This window comes from Heyndrickxia oleronia, assembly GCF_017809215.1.
Lineage (GTDB): Bacteria > Bacillota > Bacilli > Bacillales > Bacillaceae_C > Heyndrickxia > Heyndrickxia oleronia.
On record NZ_CP065424.1, the window covers coordinates 2,280,919 to 2,306,021 of the forward strand.

Consider the following 25,103-nt stretch of genomic DNA (forward strand, 5'->3'; position numbering starts at 1 on the left):
TATAAATCCTAACCATGTGATATAAATGTATTACTAAAAATATTGTATTTATATAAATAATGTTATCATCTCTATACCCGAATAAAGTTACAATAAGATAATAATCGTATTAAGAATTATTATTGTATAGTTATATTTTTTACAGAAGGATTACATTTTTTATCAATCGAATAATGAAAAAAAATGTTGAAATAATATGAAAGGAAGGGAAAATAACAAGAAACGAGGAATCGTATATCGTGGATAAAGAAATGGAGTACGGCGAAGATTACAAATATATACCTGTCACTTCAATTATGAGCGGTATGGGTCAGGAGGTATCAAATGATCTATATTGTTATACAGTCCAGGTGGTCAATGTAGGGTTTGTTGGGTATCCTAAGAAAGACTCTGAGTGGATTTTAATTGATGCCGGAATGCCGAAATCAGCTGACATGATTATCCGTGAAGCAGAAGATAGATTTGGTCCTAATAGCCGGCCTAAAGCAATTGTCTTAACACACGGTCATTTTGATCATGTGGGAGCAATTGTTGAATTGGTCGAACATTGGAATGTTCCAGTATATGCGCATGAGTTGGAGTTACCCTATTTAATAGGAGATAAAAGTTATCCAGAACCCGATGCAACAGTAGAAGGGGGACTAGTAGCAAAAATGTCCCCATATTTTCCAAATGAACCGATCCATTTAGGAAAGAATATTGAGAAACTCCCATCAGATGGTCGTATCCCAGGGATGGAGGATTGGCGCTGGATTCATACTCCAGGTCATTCACCCGGTCATGTATCTTTGTTTCGTGATAACGATCGTTCGCTGATAGCCGGGGATGCGTTTATTACGGTAAAACAGGATTCGCTTTTTAAGGTATTGATGCAAGAAGAGGAAGTGAACGGTCCACCAAGATATTTAACAACTAATTGGAAGGCTGCTTGGGAATCCGTAAGAAAATTAGAAAAGTTATATCCAGATCAAGTGATAACTGGACATGGGGTTCCAATGTCTGGAGAAAAATTAGCTAGTGGTTTAAAAAACCTCGTTGAAAATTTTGACCAAATAGCCATACCAGACTATGGACGTTTTGTGGATGGTCATCATTAAACATTAGAAATGATTAACAGGCTCTTTGTATGGGTTGAAGATTATCAAACCTTCATTACTTAGAAATGAGCTGCAAACTTCATAAAGTTTACCTTTAAAAATTGGAAGATCAGGGAGTAGTTTTGTAAAAGCAACTAACTATACGAAAACAGCTACTTGAAAAGATCTTATTAAAAAGAGATCTGTTTAAAATAAAAATTTCTAACATATAATTGCTTGTTTTAAGGTATTTTTTTGAATTACGTAAAAAGATTTTCCGTATCATATCGTGAAACGAAAAATCCCATGTACCAATAATCTACTATTTACTGAAGTATATTAATTTGATAAGATGAAAATATGCTCTTCTACCTCCACTAACAATCTAAAGAGGAGGTTTCATAATGGCAAAAAAAGCATTAATAATTAAACAAAATAAGGAACATAAATATAAAGTTCAAAACTATACACGCTGCAAGAATTGTGGACGTCCACATTCAGTTATCCGTAAATTTAAGCTATGTCGTATATGCTTCCGTGAATTTGCCTATAAAGGTCAAATTCCAGGAATCAAAAAGGCAAGTTGGTAGTCCCCATCATAATGGGGGCTTATTTTTTTCTAACATTTAGTTATAAAAGGAATTGGGGGATTAGACATCCTCCCAAATACATAGTTTTATGAAGTTCCTGATTAGCACAAAGCTCCACTATTCTTAAATTAGTTTTACTCCACTTATTAAGATCATTATGGCCATAATCGTTCTTAACGGTTTAACTGGTAGCTTAGAAGATAGGATGCTTCCTACGATTACTCCTGGTATCGAGCCTAACAATAGGTTAATCGTTAATAGATAATTAACATTACCAATACCTGCATGCATAATACCAGCTGCAGTAACTAATAAAAAAGCATGTGCAATATCTGTTCCAACTAGTTCAGAAGGGCTCATTCTAAATAAATATAGCATAGCTAAAGCAAATAATGAACCTGCTCCTATGGAGGTTAAGCCTACAATGAAACCTAACACTGCTCCAACTATAATGGTTAACATGCGCTTTTCGTGTATGGATTTTAATTGAAAACGATTGAAGTTTAATTTATCCTTTCCAAAGGTTCTAATAAGGGTTGCAGATGCAACTAAAATTAATACATAACCTAATGCATGCTTAATGATTTGCTCTTGATTATGAAAGAAGGTATCAAATAGATGGAGCATGCCAACAGCAAGGATAGCACTTGGTATACTTCCGATGGCGAGATTTTTTACTAACTGGAGGTTGATTGTTTTCTGCCGCCAGTGTTGAATGGAACCAAAAAATTTTGTAATTGAGTTATAGAATAGATCAGTTCCTACAGCAATTGATGGGCTGATGCCCAATAGTATTAATATGGGTGTTAATAAAGCTGCTCCTCCAACACCCGTTAATCCTACCATAAAACCAATTAATATCCCCATTATAATAATGCCAATACTCATTTGCACACGCTCCAAACTTTCAAAGTCTAAAAATCAAGAAACCCATATCGATAATTTATGAAATGGGTATATACCTTGTTACAATCTAAATGTTAAAAATGGGTTGTATCAAAAGGGAATAATTAAAAAAAGCCTTCTCGTGAGAAGACTTTTACAATTATTTTTTTCCAAATAAATTAGTATCCATAACTGCCTCAGTTTTTTTGACACTTTCAAGTAGGGGAGTTTTTTTTACTGCTTCTATTATCCGATCAATATCATGCATAAGAGGAACTATGGCTAGGATGACTTTACCTGTTTCAAAATCTTTTCTTGTAAAGTGGTATCGCTTAACACCTACCGCTCTTACTGCTTCAAAAAGTGCCGCTTGTCTCTGACCAAGGTTATTTAATGTAAGGCTGAACTGGTATTCATGAGGGGTAATTATTACTGCTAATCCTTCATTATTAAATAACTGGGATGCATAATCAGAGCCTATTAGATTAGAGACAAATAAATCATTGACATAAAGCTCTGAATCGCGTACTTCAATCTGACCTTGTTCCACTTCAGCAATATCTCCAATTGTTTTGCCCTTAGAAAATCTTTTTAAAATATAAAATATAATCAATCCGACAATGAAACCAACTAAAATATTAATCCAATCACTTTTAGAATTTACAATTTGTATGGTCAATGCTGTAACAAATGCGACAACTAGAGAAAAATAATTTCTCGACTCAAAGGATTTTGCTATTCCATCTATATATGCGTTTCCGCGAAATACATATTCAGTATTTTCAAGGTCTGTTAAACTTTCCTTTTCTGCTTTTCTAACATCTCTAAATTGCTGAATAGCTATGGCTAAAAAGGTCACTGCAACAAAATTTTTTGTTAGAAGGGCAGGAATAGCCACTGCCCCTAAAGCTGCAGAAATAAAGCCAGTAACAATATGAATTAAATATCCATTAGGATAGCTTGGGTACTGACGGAAGTCCTCTTTTAATGAGAAAATTCTTGCAAGTGTTCCTACAATAATAGCTGTAACAATCATGATGATATGTTCGTGTGAAATCGATTCTTGGTTCATTTCATCACTCCGTTAGTTAAGTGAAGATGCTTATTTGGGTTCATCTTCATTGTTTAAATTGATTTTTTTGCAACCAACATATAAACAAGAGAAAATATCTAGACCCGACGTTGCTTTTGATAATCCTTTTAGATATGGAGTGACCAAATCTTTAAAATCTGAACCCACACCTTCTTCCTCTAATATGCCATATACATATAATTTCTTTTCTTCAAATAAAATAGCAACATTTCCTACTGCTTTGTTTGTTGAATCAACAACATTTAATACTTGAAAATGCGGGTTAATAATCTCTGGTGAAAAATATATTTGCAAAACGATCAACTCCTTATGAACATAGTTTGTCCTATTCGAACGCATTAAGTTAACTGTAATTTTTCAAACAAGGTATCTTTTTTATTTGAAGGTTCTTTTTTACTTACATGAATTAGTACTAAACATAAAAATCCAACAAACAATGTTAAACCTGCTGTTATTAAGAACATTCCTGTACGAGACCACTCCATTAAAGAGCTAAAAATTGGTGGTCCGATAGCTACTCCTAGAAAACGGACTGATCCATACAGGGATGTGACGAATCCCCTACGATCTGAGGGGACAGATCCTGTAATAAAACTATTTATACAAGGGAGAACTAATCCTGTTCCGATACTGCTAATCCCAAGTACAGAAAAAAAGGGGACTAAACTCTTAAAAAATACGAGCACTGAGAAAGATACAGTCATGAAAAGCAGTCCTAAAATAATTAAGGATTTCATTAAGCGCATATTCTTACCAATTTTACTACCGGTGATATAAGAGGTAATCGTCATGATTAAAAGAGGGATTGCGAGAATACTCCCTTTTAATAGTCCATTAATATTATGCTCTTTTTCAAGAATATCAGAGATATAAAATAATACTCCAAATAGGGTAAATAAACATACTGCCCCAGTTAAATAGGCTGCAAACAACCAACGCCCTTCTGTCTTAAATACAGAAATTAGTCCTTTAACATATTTTCCAACAGGTGGCGGAGTTTTTTTCGACTTTTTTTCCTTTACAAAAAAAACCGTTAACAGTATTGAAATGAGACAAAAAATGGGAAAAGCAAAAAAGGCAGCATACCAAAATAATATGGCAAGTAGTGAGCCGAGAATGGGGCTAATGACCTTACCAAAGCCATTTGAAGCTTCAACTAGCCCTAAAACTTTGCTTTGTTCTCCACCTTTAAATAAATCTCCAGTTAATGCCATTGCAATAGGGGCGGTGCCTGCAGCTCCGATTCCTTGCATGACTCTACCTGCGAGTATCCATATGTAGGCACTAGAGAACCAAGCTGCTGCCGCTCCTGCTAAAATTCCCCCGCTTCCGTAAAGGATGAGAGAAGGAATAATAATTGCTTTCCTTGAAAAACGATCAGATAAATAGCCTAATATTGGGATGGATATTGCAGCAGCAATAGAAAAAACTGAGATGATTAAGCTGATTTTAAACTGAGAAACATCTAGTTCTGTTCGCATTTTAGGTAGAATGGGAATTAACATAGAGTTCCCTAAGACCAAAATAAGTGGGATGGACCCAATAGCCACTATGGTCAAGCCCTTTTGTTTCTGCTTTGGCAAGAATAGTACCCCCTAATTAAAAAAATGGATTGATTTAAGATTCCTTCATTATCTTTTAATATGATCACATTATTAAAACAATGATCCATCAAAGATTAGTTTTAACCACAGATCATAACTTTTTATCCCATATACTTAATTGTTTTACATTATTTGAAATCATCATCTGATTTATTCATTAGATCATGAAATACTTCAATACTTCATTGAATGAGCCGAAAGTTATTTCCTCTTTAAACAAAGTCTGTTTTCATACTTTTTTAGGTAGCTCTTTTCTGTGAAAATAAAACTCCGCCTTTAAGAATAATTTATTGAGTTTAAACTTGATTAAAATTGTGCAAGCTATAAATAATTTAATTTGGGCAATAGGAAAGCAGAGCTACCGAGTTTTTCGGTTTCTCGTTTAACTTTTCTGTTGTTTGTCTATAATGCTAATTTAAGTTGACTCGTGGTAGGGTTCCTTATTCTGAAGCATATGATAGACAATAGTTAGCATTCGATGTCCGATGGCAACGAGTGCTTTTTTCTTTCCCCTTCTTGCAGCTAGTGACCAATATTTGATTCCTAATCTTTGTTTCCGACTTCTTGAAACAGCCCACGCAGCCTCACACAATGCAGATTTAATATGAGGATTTCCTTTAACCGTTTTAGTGTTTTTTTTCCTTCCGGCACTTTCGTGATTTCCGGGCGACAATCCTGCCCATGATGCAAGATGTTTAGAGGTTGGAAATTGTCCCATATCTACTCCTATTTCTGCAATGATAACAGCTGCCGTGTCTTTCTTTATTCCCGGCATTGTAATCAGAAGCTGTACTTCCTCCTGATAGTTGGATAAAATGACGTCGATTCTTTTCTCGATATCTGATATTAATTCTTCTAAATTAACAATGTGCATCCAAGATTGCTTAATAAGAAATAGCTGGTGATCATTTAATGTTCCAAATAGTGAGTCGGTAATCAATTGCTTTTTATGGGCCATTCTTCCATGTATTTTTTGTTCGACATCTTCTTGGTCGATATAACCTTCATTCATGAGTTGTTCCAACAGTTTTCGTCCTGATACTCCAAATACATCTGAAATAACTGTGCTTAATTTGATATTTGAGGACTCTAGTACCTTTTGATTCGGTTTTTTTCGGATGTCATGTGTCCAATCCATTTTTTCTGAGCATGAGTCAAATCTCTTAAATTTCGAAAGTCTTCAGAAGGGACAAAACTTTTCTCTATTAAGCCATGTCTTAATAATTTAGCAATCCATTCAGCATCCGAAACATCTGTTTTCCTTCCAGGGACATTTTTAATCCTTTGAGCATTTGCCAAAGTAATATCAAAGAAATCCTCTAAGATATTGTATACAGGTTTCCAGTAGACGCCTGTACTTTCCATTGCGATGTGGGTTACTTCCTTCTCCTCAAGCCATTTAAGAAGATGAAACAGGTCCTTCGTCAAAGTAGGAAATGTTTCGGTCTCCTTAACCAAGTCGGTCTCTGATTCTCCAAGAATGACGCAGGCAACTATTGTTTCCGAATGAACATCTAAGCCCGCACATCGTTTGTGCAATGTTTCCATTTCACTCCACCTTCTGAAAATATTCCACAAACAGTGGAATGAATTTGAAATTAAACATTTTTCTGTTCGTAGTCATCTCTCGAAATGAGAGAGCTAACAATGGGTTGTGCACCAAATTCATTCCAACAGTTTTCTCAACAGGGTAAAACCACCAATAAGAGCTACGTCATATACTCACTGTTTGTGGTATCTACATTATGGGGCAGTGAACCCATTTTCATTCTGGGTTGAGAGCGAAAGATCATGAAAGTTTTCTCAGTAAAATGTAGAAGGTTGACAGTTTTCAATCTATATTTTTTAGTTGAAACTTTATCTAAAAAGTAAGAATGTTTGAGAAAAGAGCAAATATAAACATTTATCTTCCTTTCATAGGAATAAAAACATTATTTGAGTAAAGGTTATGATGAAGATTAATAACGAAGTTGTTTCAGATACATTGCCATTTTTTCTTTCAAGTCTGGCCGGTTCAAGGCAAAATCAATGGATGCTTGTAAAAATCCTAATTTATCGCCAATATCATATCGATTTCCCTTGATATTGTATGAAAAGATTGCTTCTTGATGGAGTAATAATTGTAAGGCATCAGTAAGCTGGATCTCCCCATTTTCGTCAGGTTTGACCTTTTCAATCATATCAAAAATAGCAGGAGTTAAAATATATCTACCTATTATGGCTTGTGTAGAAGGAGATTCTGCAATGGTTGGTTTTTCAATGAGGTGGTTTACTTTATATAGATCGCCAATCTGTTCTGTATAGCCGACAATCCCATATTTTCTAACCTCTGAGCGAGGAACCTCTTTACAACCTAGAATACTAGTCTTATTTCTTTGAAATTCACGAATCATCTGTTGTAAGGCCGGTTCTACACTATCAATAATATCGTCGCCAAGGAGGATAGCAAAAGGCTGATTACCGATAAATTTTTTAGCACATAAAACTGCATGCCCAAGTCCCAAAGGTTCTTTTTGTCTTACGTAATGGATATCAGCTAATTGAGAGATATTACGAATCATCTGAAGCATTTCAAATTTTCCGGTTTTATTTAATAACATTTCCATTTCAACGGATATATCAAAATGATCCTCAATTGCCCGTTTATTTTTACCAGTTACGATAATTATATCTTCAATTCCTGAAGCGATGGCCTCCTCAACAATATATTGAATTGCTGGTTTATCAACAATTGGAAGCATTTCTTTGGGCTGTGCTTTTGTTGCTGGCAAAAAGCGGGTACCTAATCCTGCAGCAGGAATGACTGCTTTTTTTATCATTTAGAACACCCCTTGTTATTTATTAGATGTCTTTTTATTTTGTATGAGAGGTGAAGGTTGTATTATCACAAATGAATGAGGAAGGAACAAGAGCAAAGAAATAGGAATATTATTCTATATTTTGCGAAACGATATTATCGTCAATACAATTTTATGAGGTGTAGCAATTGCAATTGCAAAACAAAAAAAAAGAACAACTTATATTGATCATAGCATTTCTGTTACTAGCGATTTTTGTTTCTCCACTATTTATTTTAGGAGAAGACGCTCATATCCGTGTACATGATAATTTGGATTCCAATTTAGCTTGGTATAAAGTTTTAGCAATGAGTGGACAATTAACTGGGCCATTAAATGGCTCTATTTCACAAATTATCAATGGGAATTTATCGCGAAATGCTTTCGGAACGGAGTTTAGTTTAATCGTTTGGCTGTATAAGTTATTTCCTACAATGATCGCTTATGCTCTTAGCCAAACGATTACAAGAGTCGTTGCTTTTATAGGGATGTACCTTTTACTAAAAAAGCATTTTCTATATGAAAAAGGCTGGGAAATCGTTAATGTCGGTACGGCACTTGCTTTTGCATTTACTCCTTTTTGGCCATCAGGTATGTTAAGTACGCTTGGGATGCCATTAGCCCTTTGGGCATTTTTAAATATTAGAAAAGGTGAAAGCTTACTTCGTAATTACGTAGTTCTAACTCTAATTCCGTTTTATTCTAGTATTGTGTTAGGCTTCTTTTTTTTCTTAACAGTAATGGGAATATTGTGGTTAGTAGATGTAATAAAGGGGAAAGGATGGAATCCTCGATTTATCCTATCAATTATTTATATGACCTGTGTCTATTTCCTTGTTGAATATAGACTAGTTTATTCTTTTTTATTTGACCATGTGCCAAACAGTAGAGATGAATATTTTCATGCTAGACTGTCATTTTGGCATTGCATTCGTCTTACTTTTAAAAATTTTATTTTCGGTCATCATCATGTGGCAACTATCCATACACTTGTCATTTTACCTGTCATGATTCTTGCTTTTTTTCTCATTATAGTAAAAAAACTGTGGAAGCAGGAAAAAGTGTTTGTTTCTTTATTTATATTAAATTTTGCGTTATCTGCGTGGTATGCCTTTTGGTTTTATAAAGGTTGGCTTCCGCTAACGAAAATGTTTCATTTTATGGATACTTTTAATTTTGCAAGATTTCACTTTTTAAGACCGCTTATTATCTATGTATTATTTGCCCTATCATTAAAAATTCTTTTCAAGTATGGGAGCTTTCGGAAGTTAATCCTAGAAGGATTCGTGCTATTACAAATAATTGTCATTGTATTTTTTAATGAGGAGATCCTTTTTCGAGATAAACCATCAGTTAAGCAATTTTTTGCAGTGGAGCAATTCAATGAGATTAAAAATTATATTAACTTGCCACTAGAAAGTTATCGTGTAGCAAGCATTGGACTCCATCCGGCTATTGCCCAATATAATGGGTTTTACACATTGGATACATACAATAATTTTTATCCTTTAAGCTATAAATATCAGTTTCGAAAAATTATTGAAAAAGAACTTGCGAAAAATAAAACCATTCGAGTTTATTTTGATGAATGGGGTGGACGTTGTTATATGTTTTCAAGCGAACTTGGAAAACATTATATGTTTAAAAAACACACAAAAAAAAGAGTGAAAAATTTAGAACTTAATACGGATGTTTTCAAGGAAATGGGAGGAAGATTTATTTTTTCTGCTGTTCCAATTGATAATGCTATCGATAATAATCTTGCCTTAGAAAAGGTTTTTGAATCAAAAAGCTCAGCATGGAAAATCTATCTTTATAAAGCATTGTAGTAGTAGGAGGAGGGATTAAATGGATCACCCGATTCTCACAATTGTTGTTCCCTGTTATAACGAAGAGGATGTTTTAGAAGACTCCATTTTACAATTAGATCAGTTACTAATGAATTTGGAGGAAGAGGGACTAATATCGGATAAAAGTAAAATTCTTTTTGTTGATGATGGAAGTAAAGATGATACTTGGAGAATGATTTATAAAGAAACCTTAAAAGGAGGAAGAATTAGAGGGTTAAAACTGTCAAGAAATGTTGGACATCAGCATGCGCTCCTTGCTGGATTATTTTCTGCCAAAACAACTTCTGATTGTGTCATATCAATTGATGCTGATTTACAGGATGATATTCATGTTGTTCGTGATTTTTTAATTAAATTTCACGAAGGCTATGAAATCGTTTATGGAGTTAGAAGCAACAGAGATAGTGATACATTCTTTAAAAGGAGTACAGCTCAAAGCTTTTATAAACTAATGAATATAATAGGAATTGATTTAGTGTATAATCATGCGGATTTCCGTTTAATGAGCAAACGTGCAATAGACGAGTTAGAACGTTTTGAAGAAGTTAATTTGTTTTTACGAGGAATTGTCCCACTAATAGGATTAAAATCCACACAAGTTTACTATGTGCGTAATAAAAGGTTGGCTGGTAAAACGAAGTACCCATTAAAGAAAATGATTGCCTTTTCATTTGAAGGAATTACCTCTCTTTCGGTTACACCTATCCGTTTGGTGATGGTAGTAGGATTCTTGTCTTTCCTTATCAGCCTTGTATTTGGATGTTATTTTTTAGCATTAAAGTTTTTCGGTCATACAACGACTGGCTGGACTTCATTAATTACTTCTATATGGTTAATTGGCGGGTTACAGTTAATGTCTATTGGTTTAGTGGGGGAATATATCGGTAAAATATATAAAGAGACGAAACGGCGACCTAAGTTTATTATCGAAATGGACACCTTAAATTTACCCATTCCCCGTCATTTAATAAATGCCGGAGGGAAAGATCATGAGCTCAATCGTACAAGCTTTAGAAATTTATCTGAAACGAACTAATTCATTCATTCGTTTTTTGCTCGTCGGAATGATAAATACTCTTATCGGATTATTTATTATGTTCACGTTATTAAATGGTTTTCATCAACCATATTGGCTCTCCACTTTTATAGGGAATGGGACTGGTGCATGTGTTAGTTATTTTTTAAACAGAGTATTTACGTTTCAAAGTAGAGTGGAGTTGAATAAAAGTGTAATTCTATTTATTGTGACGATCCTTGTCTGTTACTATCTCTCCTATTCGCTCAGCCATTTGATTGTATATAATCTTTTAAGCACCATGATAAAAGGTTTCTACTTATCTGATGAAGAACAGGCGATCCTAATCGGGACTGGATTTTATACGATTATGAATTATTTAGGACAAAAGTACATTGTTTTTAAAAATTAAATACCTAATAATTCCTGACTGGATTTTATCAAAATGAAAGAAAATAATGAAGAAAGGGTGGGATGTATGGATAAAAAATACAATGAAGAAAGCTTAAAAGTAGCGGGTAAGCACTATCAAACAAAGGATTATCAGGGAAATGACCAAACATCAACAGGCTTAGCAATTACACATGAACAAGTAAGTGATGCTTATATTGAAGGCGAAATCAACGCGGTTCTTGATAATGAGCGAACAGAAATTCCGCACAAAGGTTATGAATCTGAATAGATTTAAGAATACGTCGATTGACTATAAAACCGGACAATACTCGTCCGGTTTTTTCATTTATTCAGGGCAAACGCCTATTTTTCATAGAGTCGGGTTATATTTTTACACATTCGCCTAATTTTTGAATACTCTATCTTACGAAAACTGTATGGTAACACATGTTAATTTTCACTTTGAAAAGTTAATTCTATGCATTAAACCGTGCGTTATCTTTCCTTATAGTAAAAGTTCTTTTCTCAAACACTGTTGGTATTTAGGTAAAGTTTTAACAAAAAAATAAGTTGAAGTGCCTCAAACCCTTCATTCTATCGAGAAAAGAGCTGTAATCATTTTATAGAAATATGGTGTACTTTTTTGGTGCAAAAGCAGGCAGCTTTTACAAAAGAAACAAACTATATGAAAACAATCAAAAAAATAGAGGAGGTGCTTCTCCTATGGAATTTTTAAATCTACCAGAAAGAACAAAAGGAATCAGAACGAATGGGATTACATCAGTTGCTGATTTCGGAACTCCAATGGGAGAACTAGATCACATATTAGCAGACTATGGCCATATTATTGATATTGCCAAAATGGGAATTGGATCTGCGTATGTTACACCTAAAATCAAAGATAAAGTAAAACTATATAAGGAGTATAATATAAGGCCTTATTGTGGAGGAACATTATTTGAAAAATGCTTTTATCAAAACAAAATTGCCGAATATCAATCTTATTTATATAAGTTAGGAATTGAATGGGTAGAAATATCAAATGGAACACTCGATATACCGATCGAAGAACGTTTAAATATGATTGCTCTTTTTAGGGAGGATTTTCATGTAATTGCTGAGGTCGGATCTAAAGACGCAAATAAGGAAATGTCAGAAAGCAAATGGAAGGAAGAGATGAAACTTTTATTTGATGCTGGATGTGAGTACGTTATTACAGAAGGGAGAGATTCTGGTACCGCAGGTATATATGAAAAAAGTGGGGAAATAAAGTCGAATTTAATTCATGAATTAATAAAGGATTTTGATTGTAATAAAATTATTTTCGAAGCCCCCACAGCAAAACATCAAATGTATTTTATTAAAGAAATAGGACCAAACGTCAATTTAGGAAATGTAAAATTGAACGATGTACTAGTCTTAGAAGCACAGCGTTGTGGCTTAAGAAGTGAGACCTTTTTTTTGGAGGAAAGTGAGTGCAAACTATTACTTTAATAAGACATTTACCGACTGAATGGAATAAACAAGGCTTATTGCAAGGAAAAAGAAATATTGATATTTCCTATCCGAACAGTAAAATCCAGGAAGAGATTCAGCATAACATAAAGCTACTTAGTAAGCTTTCCCCATTTGATCTTGTGTTAGCAAGCACCCTAAAAAGAACACAACAAACGGCTAAATGGTATGGTTATCTTTTTAAAATAGAAGAGCTATTGGATGAATTAGACTTTGGTCCATTTGAAGGTGTTTCAAAGAGAATGCTTTATAAAGAGTATGGGAATCAATGGATTTGTAATCCTAGTGAGATCATTTTAGGTGAAAGCCTCGACCATTTAGAACAAAGAATTAGAATGTTTATAGATAAATATAAAGAGTGTAACAATCTTTTAGTTTTTGGTCATGGTGCTTGGATACGTGCGTTTGTTTCCCTAAATCAATATGGGCATATAAACGAAATGAATAAAATTACGGTTGAAAACAATAAATGCATGGTTATAACATCGACCATTGTTGATTCAGTTCAATAAAGGAGGGATAAATTTGTCCCAACAACTTACCTATGAAACGTTTGATGAAGAAAAAGTAGCTAATTTAATTAGTGCTCAACCAGATTTTATCGGTATTTTAAAATGGGCTTTTCAAGAGTATAAGGAGGATGAGATTGTTTACGCATGCAGCTTCGGGGCAGAGGGAATCGTGTTAATAGATTTAATTCATAAGGTGAACAAAAACGCTGAAATTGTTTTTTTGGATACGAATCTTCATTTCCAGGAAACCTATGAGTTAATCGATCAGGTGAGACAACGTTATCCTACTTTGAAAATAAATATGATTCAACCGAAATTAACTTTAGAAGAACAAGCAACAAAGTTTGGTAGGGAGTTATGGGTTCATGATCCAAATCAATGCTGTTATATAAGAAAAATTGTTCCATTAAAAGAAGCATTAGACAATGCGAAAGCTTGGATTACCGGTTTAAGACGAGAGCAATCTCCTACAAGGAGTAAGACTCAATATATTAATAAGGATGAAAGATTTAAGAAGGTGAAAATCTGTCCTCTTATCCATTGGACATGGGATGATGTCATGACTTATATAAAAATCAATCATCTCCCTTATAATCCATTACATGATAAAGGATATCCGAGTATTGGATGTGCGATGTGTACAAAACCAATTACAAATCTATCAGATTCCCGATCAGGACGATGGGCGGGTAGCTCAAAAACGGAATGTGGACTTCATCAAACATAAATAGATTATTACAAATAATAGGAAGGGGAAAAATAATGAGTAAAAGTATTCCACATGGAGGAAAATTGGTTAATCGAATCGACCTTCAGATAGAGGATGATTATTCTTTAAACTATGTTGAGCTAGATTCATTAGAAATAAGTGATTTGGAGTTAATTGCAAATGGCAGTTATAGCCCGTTAGAAGGGTTTATGGAAAGGGAAGATTATGAATCAGTCGTTCAGGATATGAGACTATCCAATCATCTACCATGGTCCCTCCCTATTACGTTAAGTGTCGACAAAAAGAAAGCAGAGGAATTACAAGTAGGAGAAACCATTAATCTTGTTTATGAAAATACTATTTATGGCCTAATGGAAATTAAAGACATCTATTCTCCTGATAAAAATTTGGAAGCATTGAAGGTGTATCAGACGACCGATGACCTTCATCCAGGAGTAAAGAAGCTTATGGAACGACCTGAAGTATATTTAGGTGGCCCGATTACCTTAACTAAACGAATTGAAAAACAACAGTTTGCTAATTATTATTTGGACCCTGTACAAACAAGAAAGCATTTTGAAGATAAAGGGTGGAAAACGGTGGTTGGATTTCAAACTAGAAATCCTGTCCATCGAGCCCATGAATATATTCAAAAAACAGCCTTAGAAATTGTTGATGGTTTATTTTTAAATCCACTTGTAGGTGAAACAAAATCGGACGATATTCCTGGGGAAATTAGAATGGAAAGTTATCAAGTATTACTTGATAATTATTATCCGAAAGATCGAGTATTTTTGTCTGTGTTTTCTGCTGCAATGCGCTATGCTGGGCCTAGAGAAGCTATTTTTCATGCTCTGGTAAGGAAAAATTTCGGCTGTACACATTTTATTGTTGGAAGAGATCATGCTGGTGTAGGAAATTATTATGGGACCTACGATTCCCAAAAAATATTTAGTCACTTTAATGAAGCTGAATTAGGAATTAAACCGTTGTTCTTTGAACATAGTTTTTACTGTAGGAAATGTGAGAACATGGCATCAGATAAAACATGTCCACATCATGAAATTCATCGAGTTATTTTATCCGGAACAAAAGTAAGAGGGATGTTAAGAAATGGTGAACAACCACCTAAGGAATTTAGTCGTCCTGAAGTGATAGATATATTAATTCAAGGAATGAAGAAAGATAACTATGAGGGTGTAGGATATGGGAAGTAACCACCTTACTTGGCATGAGGCAACAATCACGAAAAAGGATCGCCAACGAAAAAATCAACATAAAAGTGTGGTCTTATGGTTTACAGGATTATCTGGATCAGGGAAATCTACGCTAGCAAATGCTGTAGACAATGAACTATTTAAACAACATTATCAAAGCTATTGTTTAGATGGAGACAATATCCGGCACGGGTTAAATCGGGACTTAACATTCCGAAATGAGGATCGTAAAGAGAATATTCGTCGAATAGGTGAAGTAGCGAAACTTTTTGTAGATAGTGGTCAAATAGTTTCCACCGCTTTTATTTCTCCTTTTCGTGAAGATCGACAGTTAGTGAGAAATATGTTTGAAAAGGATGAGTTTATCGAAATTTACGTAAAATGTCCGATTAATATTTGTGAAGAGCGAGATCCAAAAGGATTATATAAAAAAGCAAGACTAGGTGAAATATCTGATTTTACGGGTATTTCTTCCCCATATGAAAGGCCTAATAACCCTGAAATTGTGATTCAAACAGACCGTTTAAGCATTGATGAATCAGTCAGTATTATATTATCACATCTAAAAGATAAAACGATCCTGTATTAGGGATCGTTTTATCTTTTTCGCCAGTTTAATGAGAGAGAACTACCTTTTGGCAATTTCATTTCATTAATAAAATCAATAATATTTGTAGAAAAAAACTGACATATAATTGCATAAATTACGATTTTATAATCGATTACAAGAGAAGTTAATAAAAAGATAAATAGATTAATACCCATCATCACTTTTCCAGGACTCCAATTTTTATAACTGGCTATCATTAAAGCAGGAATGACCATACCGCCGCTTGAAGCTCCTAGCCGTATCAATATGCCAACACCTATACCAAAGAAAATACTACCAACTAAAACATCAAATAGGATATGAATATGTGGTAGAATATTTTGAGATGTCAAGACGGTAACAGTAGCTGATGTAGTTGCTACAGAAATGATTGTTCGGAAGGTCCACGCAGATCCAAAATAATTTAAAGCAAATAGTAAAAATACAGCATTGGCAAGCCATAACGAAAAACCAAGTGAAAGATGGAACCAATGATTTAATAAAAGGGCTAAACCTGCTGCACCACCTGAAGGGATAGAATGTGGAAATAGAAATAAAGACATAGCGATTCCTTGTACAGCAGCACCAAATAATAGGCCTAGATATGTAATGAGAGTATTTTTCATTGCTAATTAAAACGATCTCTTAATTTAATTATCGAAACATCCATGCATATTCCCCCTTCTTGTCCATTTTATGAGGAAGGAATTAAAAATATGTTGTCTTTTAGAACGTTATACTCGGATTATCATATAGTCATTATTTTTTAGCTTTACAACGTCTGCCTTCAAGGCACTAGCAATATCGTTAGTGGTCTCTTTTAGTTCATCTTCAGTGTTAAATGATAAAAAAAGAGGAGCACCTGAAATTTTTCTGTCCTTATTTGCTGTCAAATAGGCTAAAATTTTATAATCTGGCTTGTTAGAAGATTCTTTTCCCATTTTATACTCCTATCCTAACGTTTTTGTTTATCCTTCCACTGGAATGATAGTATTATTCATTTGAACCAATACCTTTAAAATTTGATATACTAAGTATGGATTTATTTCTCTAATAAAAACGTATAAAGCAAACTATTAAATACATAAAATTTGAAAGAAGGTTTTTGGAATCTATGTCTTTTCCATTAATCATTGCTGAAAAACCTGACCAAGGTGCAAAGCTAGCAGCACCTTTTCCTCATAAGAAAAAGAAAGGATACATCGAAATTTCCTCAAACCAAACATTCCCAGAAGGTGCCTATTTAACTTGGGCGGTTGGACATTTATGTGAGTTAATTCCGCCGGAAGAGTACGATCCGAAGTGGAAAAAGTGGTCACTTGATACCTTACCGATTTTACCAGAATCCTTTCACTATAAAGTAAAACGTGATAAGTGGAATCAATTCAAGATAATTAAGGATCTTTTAAATCAACCATTAGTTGATGAAGTAATTATGGCTGGAGATGCTGAGCGTGAAGGGGAAGCTATTATTCGCATCATTTTAAAACAAGCTAAAAACCGTAAACCGATGAAAAGATTGTGGATTTCTTCATTAACAGAAAAAGCAGTCATTCACGGCTTTCAAAATTTATTAAATGAAGACGAGACACGTTCGATCTATTTTGAAGCCATGAGTCGAGCATGTGCAGATTGGTTAATCGGTATGAATGCATCACGTGTTTATACATTGTTACTGCAACAGAAAGGGATTAATGATGTGTTCTCAACAGGACGAGTTCAAACCCCTACACTGGCTTTAATTGTAGAGAGAGAAAAAGAAATAGAACAGTTTAAGAGTGAACCCTTTTGGGAGGTAAAAGCAACTTTTCAAATGGATCAAAAAAAATACGAAGGGATTTGGCATTTAGATCAAGAAACTCGAATCTCTACCCAGGAAAAGGCAGATGCTATTGCCGATTTTTGTAAGGGAAAAAAGGCGAGAGTGATGGATATCCAAAAAGAGAGAAAAGAATTTCATCCGCCATATTTATATAATCTTTCTGCTTTACAGGCAATGGCCAACAAATTATTCAAGTTTCCACCGAAGAAGACATTGGACATTGCTCAAAAGCTTTATGTGCGTGGAATTATATCCTATCCAAGATCTGATTCCAGTTTTGTAACGAAGGAAGAGGCTGAGATGTTTCCTGAAATTTTGAAACAGATTGGTGAAATGAATGCATATAAAGATTATTTTCCACTCCCAAACCAGTCAATAATTGATAATAAGCGCTATGTGAATCCTAAAAAGGTTACTGATCACTATGCAATTATTCCAACGGAACAAGTAGTCGATCCAAGTAGACTTGAGAAGGATGAACAAAGGATCTATGACCTAATTATTAAAAGATTAATTGCTGCCCATTATGAAAAAAGCATTTTTGATTATACAACGATACACACGATTGTTGAAGAACGAGCAACCTTTGTTTCAAAAGGAAAACAAATGATTCAAGAGGGATGGAGAAAGGTTCTCCATCAAACAGATGACAAGAAAGATGAGGATCAATTACTCCCAGTTTTACTGAAGGATGAAACGGGTATTGTCAAACAATCAAGGGTGAAAGAAGGAAAAACACAGCCACCCAAACGATATACAGAAGGACAGCTTATTACGTTAATGAAAACAGCGGGAAAATTTACTTCGGACGCAGAATTACAAAGTATACTAAAGAAGACGGAAGGATTAGGTACAGAAGCTACACGAGCAGGGATTATTACTGTATTAAAAGACCGTAAGTATATTGAAGTAACTAAAAATCTAGTCTATGCTACAAAAAAAGGGATTTTATTGATTGATAGTATCGGTAAAAGTATTTTAGCCTCACCGGAAATGACAGCTAAGTGGGAAAAAAGGTTACAGGAGATTGGCGAAGGACAAGCTTCCCCGGCCATATTTATGGAGCAAGCAAAAAAATTGTCCATGAAATTAATTGATGATGCAAAAAGTGCTGAAGGACAATGGACCTTTTCCGAAGACTTACTTGAGGAAATCTCTCATTTTACGAGTAAAAAACAAGGACGTAAACATGCGAAAGCAAAATTAGGAGCTTGTAAAAAATGTGATGGAAGCATCGTCGAAAAAGGAAATTTTTATGGGTGTACGAACTATCAAAAAACAAAATGTGATTTTACGATTTCTAAAAAAATACTCGGGAAGACCATTTCACAAAAAAATATTTCGAAACTACTTAAGGATGGAAAAACAGAGCTAATTAAAGGATTTAAAAAAGAAGAGAGAAATTTTGACGCTTATCTTGAATGGGATCAAGAGAGGCAAAAGATCCAATTTTTATTCCCTACAAAATGAACATATAAATTCGTTGAAAACGAGAAGAGAACCTTCTCGTTTTTTTATATAGGTTCTTTACTTAAATTTGATTCTATTAAAGTATTATTTTTAACTAATGCAGTTGAAAAACGCTACACCATACATTTCACAAAAAGAAATAAAAGTACTTACTATTACTCTAATTTATTAGCTAAACAACGTTCACATTCTAGAATATAGGATTCAGCCTGATCTTCTACTTTTTCCCCACATTCCGGACAGATTTTCTTTGAATTCATTAAATTGTAAAAAAATTCAACAGGATTTTGTAACACGATACTCGCCTCCATTTTTTAAAATATACAGAAAAGTAAATGTTTTTTACAGTATATACTTATATAAAACAGTTGTAAATAATTTTATTCTGTTATGATACAGATTATGAGTAGAACTTCCATTTGTGATAGGTACTTTCCCAATTTTAAAAAATTTTTAGTATATACATAAATTATATTTTTGCAAGAAGTAAACTTTTTTACCTTTATGCATATAATTTTTAAAAAATAACGTTTATATTGAAAATGGAGGAATGAAGATGAGAAAGAGTTTGATATTTTATACGCTGCTATGTGAAAAAATAGGGATATTAAGTAAGGAAGATGCGAAAATTATATTAGAAAATAACCAAGTTCAAATTAAAAATTTGCATCATAACAATGAACATTAATATAGTGAATTTTAAAAATTCTATTGACATTATTTCAGTTTTGTTTTAGTTTTTCACTAAGGAAACATTTTTGTGTTGATATATTTTTTTGCCTAAAAGTTGCACAAGAGAAAGAAAATGGTATATGACTAAATAACTTGAAGGGGGATAAAATAAAGGATTTGAAAGTTTTATTAGTAAAAAAGTATGCCTAGAGAATAAAGGAGGAATAGCTTTAATGCGTCACTTAAAATATTTTTGTATTTTATTCGTTATAACAATGGTTTTCATTTCAGGCTGTGGAAATAGTGCAAAAACTAGCAAACAGCATGAAGGTAAAATTCAAATAACAACTACAATTGGCATGATAAAAGATATTGTAAACGAGGTAGGTGGAGAGCATGTAGCAGTGGTTGGCTTAATGAAATCTGGTGTTGATCCTCATCTTTATAAAGCATCACAGGGAGATATACAGAAGCTTGAAAAGGCAAATATCATTTTCTATAACGGTTTACATTTAGAGGGGAAAATGATTGATATATTCGAAAAGATGGCAAAGAAAAAAACAACGATCGCAGTGTCAAAGGACATTTCAGAAGATCAGTTACGAGGTTGGGATGATGGGACAGAAGGACATGATCCACACATTTGGTTTAATGTAAAGCATTGGATAACAGCTACAAAAACAGTACGTGATGAATTAATAAAGTATGATCCAGATCATAAGGAAGATTATCAAACGAATGCAGATGCATATATAAAAAAATTGGAGGAATTAGACCAGTATGCGGAGGATAAAATTGCAAGTATTCCTGAGCAAACCCGTGTTTTAGTAACAGCTCATGATGCATTTGGCTATTTTGGAGACCGATATGGTATAGAAGTGATGGGACTCCAAGGCATTAGTACAGCTTCTGAATACGGATCAAAGGATGTCAGTGAGCTTCGGGATTTTTTAGTTGCTAATAAAATTAAAGCTGTTTTTATGGAATCAAGTGTGCCTAAAAAAGCAATTAATGCGGTTGTTGAAGGAGCAAAAAAGAAAGGACATAATGTAAAAATTGGTGGAGAACTCTTCTCTGATGCAATGGGTGAAGAAGGAACTCCTGAAGGAACCTATATTGGAATGGTGAGACATAATGTAGATACCATTGTAGATGCATTGAAATAAAAAGGAGGAAATTCAAGATGATTACACCATTAAGTATTCGGAATTTAACTGTTGCATATCAAAAGAAACCTGTCCTGGAAAATGTTTCCTTTGATATTCCTGAAGGTAATTTAATCGGTATTATTGGTCCAAATGGAGCGGGGAAATCAACACTTATTAAATCGATCTTGGAATTAATTCCTTCTGTTTCAGGCACTGTTGAAATATATGGGAAAACGTATAAAGAGAAAAGGAAAATCGTTGGATACGTTCCGCAAAGGGAATCGGTAGATTGGGATTTTCCTACTAATGCATTAGACGTCGTAACGATGGGAAGATATGGCCACTTGGGCTGGTTTAAACGACCAGGGATGAAGGATAAAAGGATCGCTATGGAATGTTTAGAAAAAGTAGGGATGGAAGAATATGCACAACGGCAAATTAGTCAATTATCAGGTGGACAGCAGCAGCGCGTGTTTCTTGCAAGAGCATTAGCACAAGATGCCCAACTATATTTTATGGATGAACCATTTGTAGGAGTGGATGCGGCGACCGAAAAAGCAATTATTACGCTTCTCAATGATTTAAAAAAGCAAGGTAAAACAGTTTTGGTTGTACATCATGATTTAAATACGGTTCAAGAATATTTTGACTGGCTTATCTTGTTGAACGTTCATCTTATTGCAGCAGGACCTACGAAAGATTTATTTACGAAGGACCATCTCCAAAAAACATATGGTGGCAAATTAACGATGCTGGATTCTGAAACATCACCAATACTGATTAATTCGAGGTGAGAGAAATGAATATCTTTCAAGTTTTTCAAGACCCCAATACTCAATGGATCTTATTTGGTTCCGTTTTACTCGGTATAAGCAGTGGGGTGATCGGATGCTTTGCTTATTTGCGCAAGCAAACGTTAATGGGTGATGCTTTATCTCATGCTGCTTTACCAGGTGTATGTCTTGCCTTTATACTGACTGGAACGAAATCAATCTTTTTTTTCTTAATTGGCGCGATGATCGCTGGTATTTTAGCGACAATGTCAATTAGTTTTATTACAAGATATTCTCGGATTAAACAAGACTCTGCATTAGGGATTATATTAACTGTATTTTTTGGCATTGGAATTGTTTTATTAACACAAATTCAGCATAGCGCGAGTGGAAATCAAAGTGGATTGGATAAATTTTTGTTTGGTCAGGCGGCATCAATGGTTCATTCCGATGTGTATACGATGGCAGGGATTAGTTTGTTTTTAATTGGAGTAAGTATTGTCTTCTTTAAAGAATTTAAACTACTATCCTTTGATCCAGGCTTTGCAAAAGGAATCGGTTTACCTACAATGATTCTTGATCAATTTATTATGCTACTTTTGGTCATAGCTGTTGTGATTGGAATACAAGCTGTGGGAGTTGTTTTGATGGCAGCATTATTAATTACCCCAGCTGTATCAGCTCGTTATTGGACGGAAAAATTGCATGTAATGATTATATTAGCGGGACTGTTTGGCGGAACAAGTGGATTAATTGGTACAATTATTAGTACATGGGCAAATAATTTACCAACTGGTCCATTGATCGTCCTTTCAGCAACAAGTATTTTTGTCGTTTCAATTGTATTGGCTCCTAGTCGAGGAGTATTAGCTAAGGCTATGAGACAGAAAAGGGCAAAAACAGAAATATTGAACCAACAGCAACTTAAACAAGCAATAAAGGATGGAAATGCATGATGAATCATATATGGATTATGTTAATTGGCGCATTAGTTGCTTCTTCGTGTAGCTTGGTAGGTTGTTTTTTAGTATTGAGAAAAATGTCAATGATTGGTGATGCTATTAGTCATGCCATATTACCGGGGATTGTTATTGCCTTCCTTCTAAGTGGAACAAGAGATTCCTTCGTCATGATGATAGGTGCTGCGGTTATAGGGATCATTACTGTTTTTCTTATACAAATGTTTCAAAATAATGGTGTACAATCTGATGCATCGATTGGAGTCGTTTTTACAGCACTATTTGCAGGAGGAGTCGTATTAGTCAGTTTATTTACTAGGCAGGTTGATCTGGATCTTGATTGTGTTCTATATGGGGAAATTGCTTATGCACCATGGGATACATTTATAATAAATGGGATGGAATTAGGTCCTAAAGCGGTCTGGATCGTGGGGAGTATTTTATTATTGAATATTCTAGTAATTGGGCTCTTCTATAAACAATTTAAGCTTTGTTCTTTTGACCCAGCAATGGCAGCTGCATTAGGAATACCAGTTGTTTTCTTTCATTATTTGTTAATGAGCCTCGTTTCTTTAACAACTGTTTCCTCTTTTGAAAGTGTTGGTGCCATTCTTGTTGTTGGAATGATAATAGTTCCTGCGGCAACTGCATATTTACTTACTGATCGGCTGTTTATCATGATTATTTATAGTATGATTGCAGGAATCGTGAGCGCGGTATTAGGTTATTATTTTGCCTATTTAATGGATGCATCAATTGCAGGATGTATGATTATGGTAGCAGGCTTCCTTTTCTTCATTACTTTGTTTGCTTCGCCGAAGCATGGAGTTTTATTTAAAAAATGGCGGAGAAAAAAATTAGTGATTTAATTTCATACCCGTAACTTTTTCTTGTTAAAATTCGTTTATTATATAGAGGTTCAAAAGGAGTGATCACTTTGAAAACCAAGCTTGGTAATGAATCTGGTATTGATAAAACAGACATAACAAATTTCTATCCTGCTCTAAAGAGGTATTGTCGAATGATGACAAGAAATAACTGGGATGGGGATGACTTGGCTCAAGAAACGATGGAAAAAATGCTTAAAACATATATTGATAAAAATGCAAGTATCAATATAACCTTATTGTATCGTATTGCACATAATCGATGGGTAGATCAAATGCGAAAAGATTCGAAAGTAGTAAATGGTTCATTACAAGAACCGTCCTATGATCCGATAAAGGATCTACCTGAGCTATACTCAATAATTGAAAAACTTGTTTCAAATTTATCTTATCAACAGACTGTAATTTTCATTTTAAAGGATGTTTTTCAATTCAGTCTTTCAGATATCTCCGAATCCTTAAATATGACAGAAGGCGCCATAAAGGCTTCATTATTTAGAACTCGTAATCGTTTAAAAAATATTGTGGCAGATAATGATCCTCAAAGGTTGTTGCAGTCATATATGAATATGGATGAGAGGGAAGCTTTGCTTCATGCAACGTATGAAGCGATAAAAAATGAAAATCCATCTATTCTTGTAGAATTATTCCGATTGTTTAACTTGAAATCTACATCACCTTCCATTTCGACAAGCCTCCAACTACGAGCAGCTTAAAAACAGGAGGAAAAAGCATGAATACAATTCCATATGTAATAGAGCAATCATCGCGTGGTGAAAGATCATTTGATATTTATTCAAGATTATTAAAGGATCGTATTATTATCATTGGTGATGAAATCAATGATTCAGTTGCAAACAGTGTAGTCGCACAATTATTATTTTTAGCTGCTGATAACCCAGAAAAAGATATCTCCATCTATATTAATAGTCCTGGCGGATCGACATCAGCTGGTTTTGCCATTTTGGATACAATGCAATTTATCAAACCTGATGTACAAACCATCTGTATTGGTTTAGCTGCCTCATTCGGTGCAATGCTGCTATTGGCAGGAACAAAAGGGAAACGAATGGCATTACCAAATAGTGAAATTATGATCCATCAGCCTCTAGGTGGCGTACGAGGGCAGGCGACTGATTTAGAAATATCTGCAAAAAGAATCTTAAAGCTTAAAGAGCATTTAAACAAAATGATTGCTGAACGTACAGGACAATCCTATGACAAGGTTGCGCAAGATACCGATCGAGATTATTTCATGTCTGCTAAAGAAGCCCTTGAGTATGGGATTATTGATAAAATCATTTGATATTAATTTTGATAAAGGGAGTACACTTTAAAATTAGAGGTGTACTCTTTTTTTACGTAGTTAAAAGCCATTTCATTAATTTTAATGTATTGACGTTTTTCAAAGAACTGTGCTATTGTAAATACAACTCAAAATGCTTTAGTTTGGTAGAGTGATAATATACTAAAGAATTAGTGGTGTA

Annotated in this window: 27 protein-coding genes and 1 pseudogene; 19 read left to right on the plus strand and 9 right to left on the minus strand. The window is 34.2% G+C overall.

Translation table 11 applies throughout. From position 1 onward, the window contains the following. Window positions 1-239: 239 nt before the first annotated feature. Together I5818_RS11390 and I5818_RS11395 are read left to right on the plus strand one after the other, a co-directional pair. Window positions 240-1,097, plus strand: coding sequence for an MBL fold metallo-hydrolase (locus I5818_RS11390; protein ID WP_058004410.1), 858 nt, complete (start codon window positions 240-242; stop codon window positions 1,095-1,097). 383 nt (window positions 1,098-1,480) lie between these two features. Further along, a complete protein-coding gene (locus I5818_RS11395; RefSeq protein ID WP_078111166.1) occupies window positions 1,481-1,666 on the plus strand; it encodes a type Z 30S ribosomal protein S14 in 186 nt (61 codons plus the stop codon). A gap of 123 nt (window positions 1,667-1,789) precedes the next feature. On the opposite strand, the gene I5818_RS11400 is transcribed toward I5818_RS11395, so the two are convergent. The 6 genes and pseudogenes from I5818_RS11400 to galU all read right to left on the minus strand — a co-directional run bounded on the left by I5818_RS11400 (window position 1,790) and on the right by galU (window position 8,067). After that, window positions 1,790-2,554 carry a sulfite exporter TauE/SafE family protein gene (locus I5818_RS11400; protein ID WP_058004412.1) on the minus strand — a complete coding sequence of 255 codons (765 nt, stop codon included), beginning with the start codon at window positions 2,552-2,554 and terminating at the stop codon, window positions 1,790-1,792. Window positions 2,555-2,711: 157 nt separating this feature from the next. Continuing rightward, on the minus strand, window positions 2,712-3,623 hold the full coding sequence (locus tag I5818_RS11405; protein WP_058004413.1) for a YIEGIA family protein: 912 nt from the start codon (window positions 3,621-3,623) through the stop codon (window positions 2,712-2,714). A gap of 30 nt (window positions 3,624-3,653) precedes the next feature. Beyond that, entirely contained in the window at window positions 3,654-3,938 is a 285-nt protein-coding gene (locus I5818_RS11410) for a hypothetical protein (protein ID WP_058004414.1), read from the minus strand. A 44-nt stretch (window positions 3,939-3,982) separates the two neighbouring features. Beyond that, window positions 3,983-5,227 (minus strand): MFS transporter, encoded by a 1,245-nt coding sequence (locus tag I5818_RS11415; protein ID WP_078111167.1) that lies wholly within the window; start codon window positions 5,225-5,227, stop codon window positions 3,983-3,985. A 436-nt stretch (window positions 5,228-5,663) separates the two neighbouring features. Further along, window positions 5,664-6,796: pseudogene (locus tag I5818_RS11420) on the minus strand (IS110 family RNA-guided transposase). 410 nt (window positions 6,797-7,206) lie between these two features. After that, window positions 7,207-8,067: a UTP--glucose-1-phosphate uridylyltransferase GalU gene (gene galU / locus I5818_RS11425; RefSeq protein ID WP_078110760.1), complete on the minus strand. Its 861-nt coding sequence runs from the start codon at window positions 8,065-8,067 to the stop codon at window positions 7,207-7,209. A 173-nt stretch (window positions 8,068-8,240) separates the two neighbouring features. On the opposite strand from galU, the gene I5818_RS11430 reads away from it, so the two are divergent. The 9 genes from I5818_RS11430 to cysC all read left to right on the plus strand — a co-directional run bounded on the left by I5818_RS11430 (window position 8,241) and on the right by cysC (window position 15,885). Next, window positions 8,241-9,914 carry a DUF6044 family protein gene (locus I5818_RS11430; protein ID WP_078110761.1) on the plus strand — a complete coding sequence of 558 codons (1,674 nt, stop codon included), beginning with the start codon at window positions 8,241-8,243 and terminating at the stop codon, window positions 9,912-9,914. 19 nt (window positions 9,915-9,933) lie between these two features. Beyond that, window positions 9,934-10,971 (plus strand): glycosyltransferase family 2 protein, encoded by a 1,038-nt coding sequence (locus I5818_RS11435; protein WP_078110759.1) that lies wholly within the window; start codon window positions 9,934-9,936, stop codon window positions 10,969-10,971. After that, entirely contained in the window at window positions 10,925-11,362 is a 438-nt protein-coding gene (locus tag I5818_RS11440) for a GtrA family protein (RefSeq protein ID WP_058004418.1), read from the plus strand. The genes I5818_RS11435 and I5818_RS11440 overlap by 47 nt, the downstream gene beginning before the upstream one ends. A 66-nt stretch (window positions 11,363-11,428) precedes the next feature. Next, window positions 11,429-11,632 carry a YozQ family protein gene (locus tag I5818_RS11445; RefSeq protein ID WP_058004419.1) on the plus strand — a complete coding sequence of 68 codons (204 nt, stop codon included), beginning with the start codon at window positions 11,429-11,431 and terminating at the stop codon, window positions 11,630-11,632. Window positions 11,633-12,066: 434 nt separating this feature from the next. Beyond that, the gene (locus tag I5818_RS11450; protein ID WP_058004420.1) at window positions 12,067-12,837 is read left to right on the plus strand and encodes a phosphosulfolactate synthase; all 771 of its coding nucleotides are present in this window, start codon (window positions 12,067-12,069) and stop codon (window positions 12,835-12,837) included. Next, window positions 12,819-13,370, plus strand: a complete 552-nt coding sequence (locus I5818_RS11455; protein ID WP_235813338.1) for a histidine phosphatase family protein — start codon at window positions 12,819-12,821, stop codon at window positions 13,368-13,370. Before I5818_RS11450 ends, I5818_RS11455 begins: the two co-directional genes overlap by 19 nt. 13 nt (window positions 13,371-13,383) lie before the next feature. Continuing rightward, window positions 13,384-14,097: a phosphoadenylyl-sulfate reductase gene (locus I5818_RS11460; RefSeq protein ID WP_078110758.1), complete on the plus strand. Its 714-nt coding sequence runs from the start codon at window positions 13,384-13,386 to the stop codon at window positions 14,095-14,097. Between the two features lie 35 nt (window positions 14,098-14,132). Continuing rightward, the gene (gene sat / locus I5818_RS11465) at window positions 14,133-15,296 is read left to right on the plus strand and encodes a sulfate adenylyltransferase (RefSeq protein ID WP_058004422.1); all 1,164 of its coding nucleotides are present in this window, start codon (window positions 14,133-14,135) and stop codon (window positions 15,294-15,296) included. Next, window positions 15,286-15,885, plus strand: a complete 600-nt coding sequence (cysC, locus tag I5818_RS11470; RefSeq protein WP_058004423.1) for an adenylyl-sulfate kinase — start codon at window positions 15,286-15,288, stop codon at window positions 15,883-15,885. Before sat ends, cysC begins: the two co-directional genes overlap by 11 nt. Before the next feature lie 8 nt (window positions 15,886-15,893). Here cysC and I5818_RS11475 read toward each other — a convergent pair whose 3' ends face one another. Together I5818_RS11475 and I5818_RS11480 are read right to left on the minus strand one after the other, a co-directional pair. Continuing rightward, complete coding sequence (locus I5818_RS11475; protein ID WP_078110757.1) at window positions 15,894-16,511, minus strand: YitT family protein; 618 nt, start codon at window positions 16,509-16,511, stop codon at window positions 15,894-15,896. A gap of 108 nt (window positions 16,512-16,619) precedes the next feature. Continuing rightward, complete coding sequence (locus tag I5818_RS11480; protein ID WP_058004425.1) at window positions 16,620-16,826, minus strand: capping complex subunit for YIEGIA; 207 nt, start codon at window positions 16,824-16,826, stop codon at window positions 16,620-16,622. A gap of 173 nt (window positions 16,827-16,999) precedes the next feature. Here I5818_RS11480 and I5818_RS11485 point away from each other — a divergent pair, with 173 nt between their 5' ends. After that, window positions 17,000-19,177: a DNA topoisomerase III gene (locus tag I5818_RS11485; RefSeq protein WP_078110756.1), complete on the plus strand. Its 2,178-nt coding sequence runs from the start codon at window positions 17,000-17,002 to the stop codon at window positions 19,175-19,177. A 155-nt stretch (window positions 19,178-19,332) separates the two neighbouring features. On the opposite strand, the gene yhfH is transcribed toward I5818_RS11485, so the two are convergent. Next, window positions 19,333-19,473, minus strand: coding sequence for a protein YhfH (gene yhfH, locus I5818_RS11490; protein ID WP_413229499.1), 141 nt, complete (start codon window positions 19,471-19,473; stop codon window positions 19,333-19,335). Window positions 19,474-19,733: 260 nt separating this feature from the next. On the opposite strand from yhfH, the gene I5818_RS26230 reads away from it, so the two are divergent. From I5818_RS26230 to clpP, 7 genes are all read left to right on the plus strand, one after another. Further along, complete coding sequence (locus I5818_RS26230) at window positions 19,734-19,865, plus strand: hypothetical protein (RefSeq protein ID WP_257234068.1); 132 nt, start codon at window positions 19,734-19,736, stop codon at window positions 19,863-19,865. 217 nt (window positions 19,866-20,082) lie between these two features. After that, the gene (locus tag I5818_RS11495) at window positions 20,083-21,015 is read left to right on the plus strand and encodes a metal ABC transporter solute-binding protein, Zn/Mn family (protein WP_209391906.1); all 933 of its coding nucleotides are present in this window, start codon (window positions 20,083-20,085) and stop codon (window positions 21,013-21,015) included. A 17-nt stretch (window positions 21,016-21,032) separates the two neighbouring features. Continuing rightward, window positions 21,033-21,791, plus strand: a complete 759-nt coding sequence (locus I5818_RS11500; protein WP_058004428.1) for a metal ABC transporter ATP-binding protein — start codon at window positions 21,033-21,035, stop codon at window positions 21,789-21,791. 5 nt (window positions 21,792-21,796) lie between these two features. Continuing rightward, the gene (locus tag I5818_RS11505; protein WP_078110854.1) at window positions 21,797-22,726 is read left to right on the plus strand and encodes a metal ABC transporter permease; all 930 of its coding nucleotides are present in this window, start codon (window positions 21,797-21,799) and stop codon (window positions 22,724-22,726) included. Continuing rightward, entirely contained in the window at window positions 22,726-23,598 is an 873-nt protein-coding gene (locus I5818_RS11510) for a metal ABC transporter permease (RefSeq protein ID WP_078110857.1), read from the plus strand. Before I5818_RS11505 ends, I5818_RS11510 begins: the two co-directional genes overlap by 1 nt. A gap of 68 nt (window positions 23,599-23,666) precedes the next feature. Next, window positions 23,667-24,332: a sigma-70 family RNA polymerase sigma factor gene (locus I5818_RS11515; protein ID WP_078110853.1), complete on the plus strand. Its 666-nt coding sequence runs from the start codon at window positions 23,667-23,669 to the stop codon at window positions 24,330-24,332. 17 nt (window positions 24,333-24,349) lie between these two features. Beyond that, on the plus strand, window positions 24,350-24,922 hold the full coding sequence (clpP, locus tag I5818_RS11520; RefSeq protein WP_078110852.1) for an ATP-dependent Clp endopeptidase proteolytic subunit ClpP: 573 nt from the start codon (window positions 24,350-24,352) through the stop codon (window positions 24,920-24,922). Window positions 24,923-25,103 lie beyond the last annotated feature (181 nt).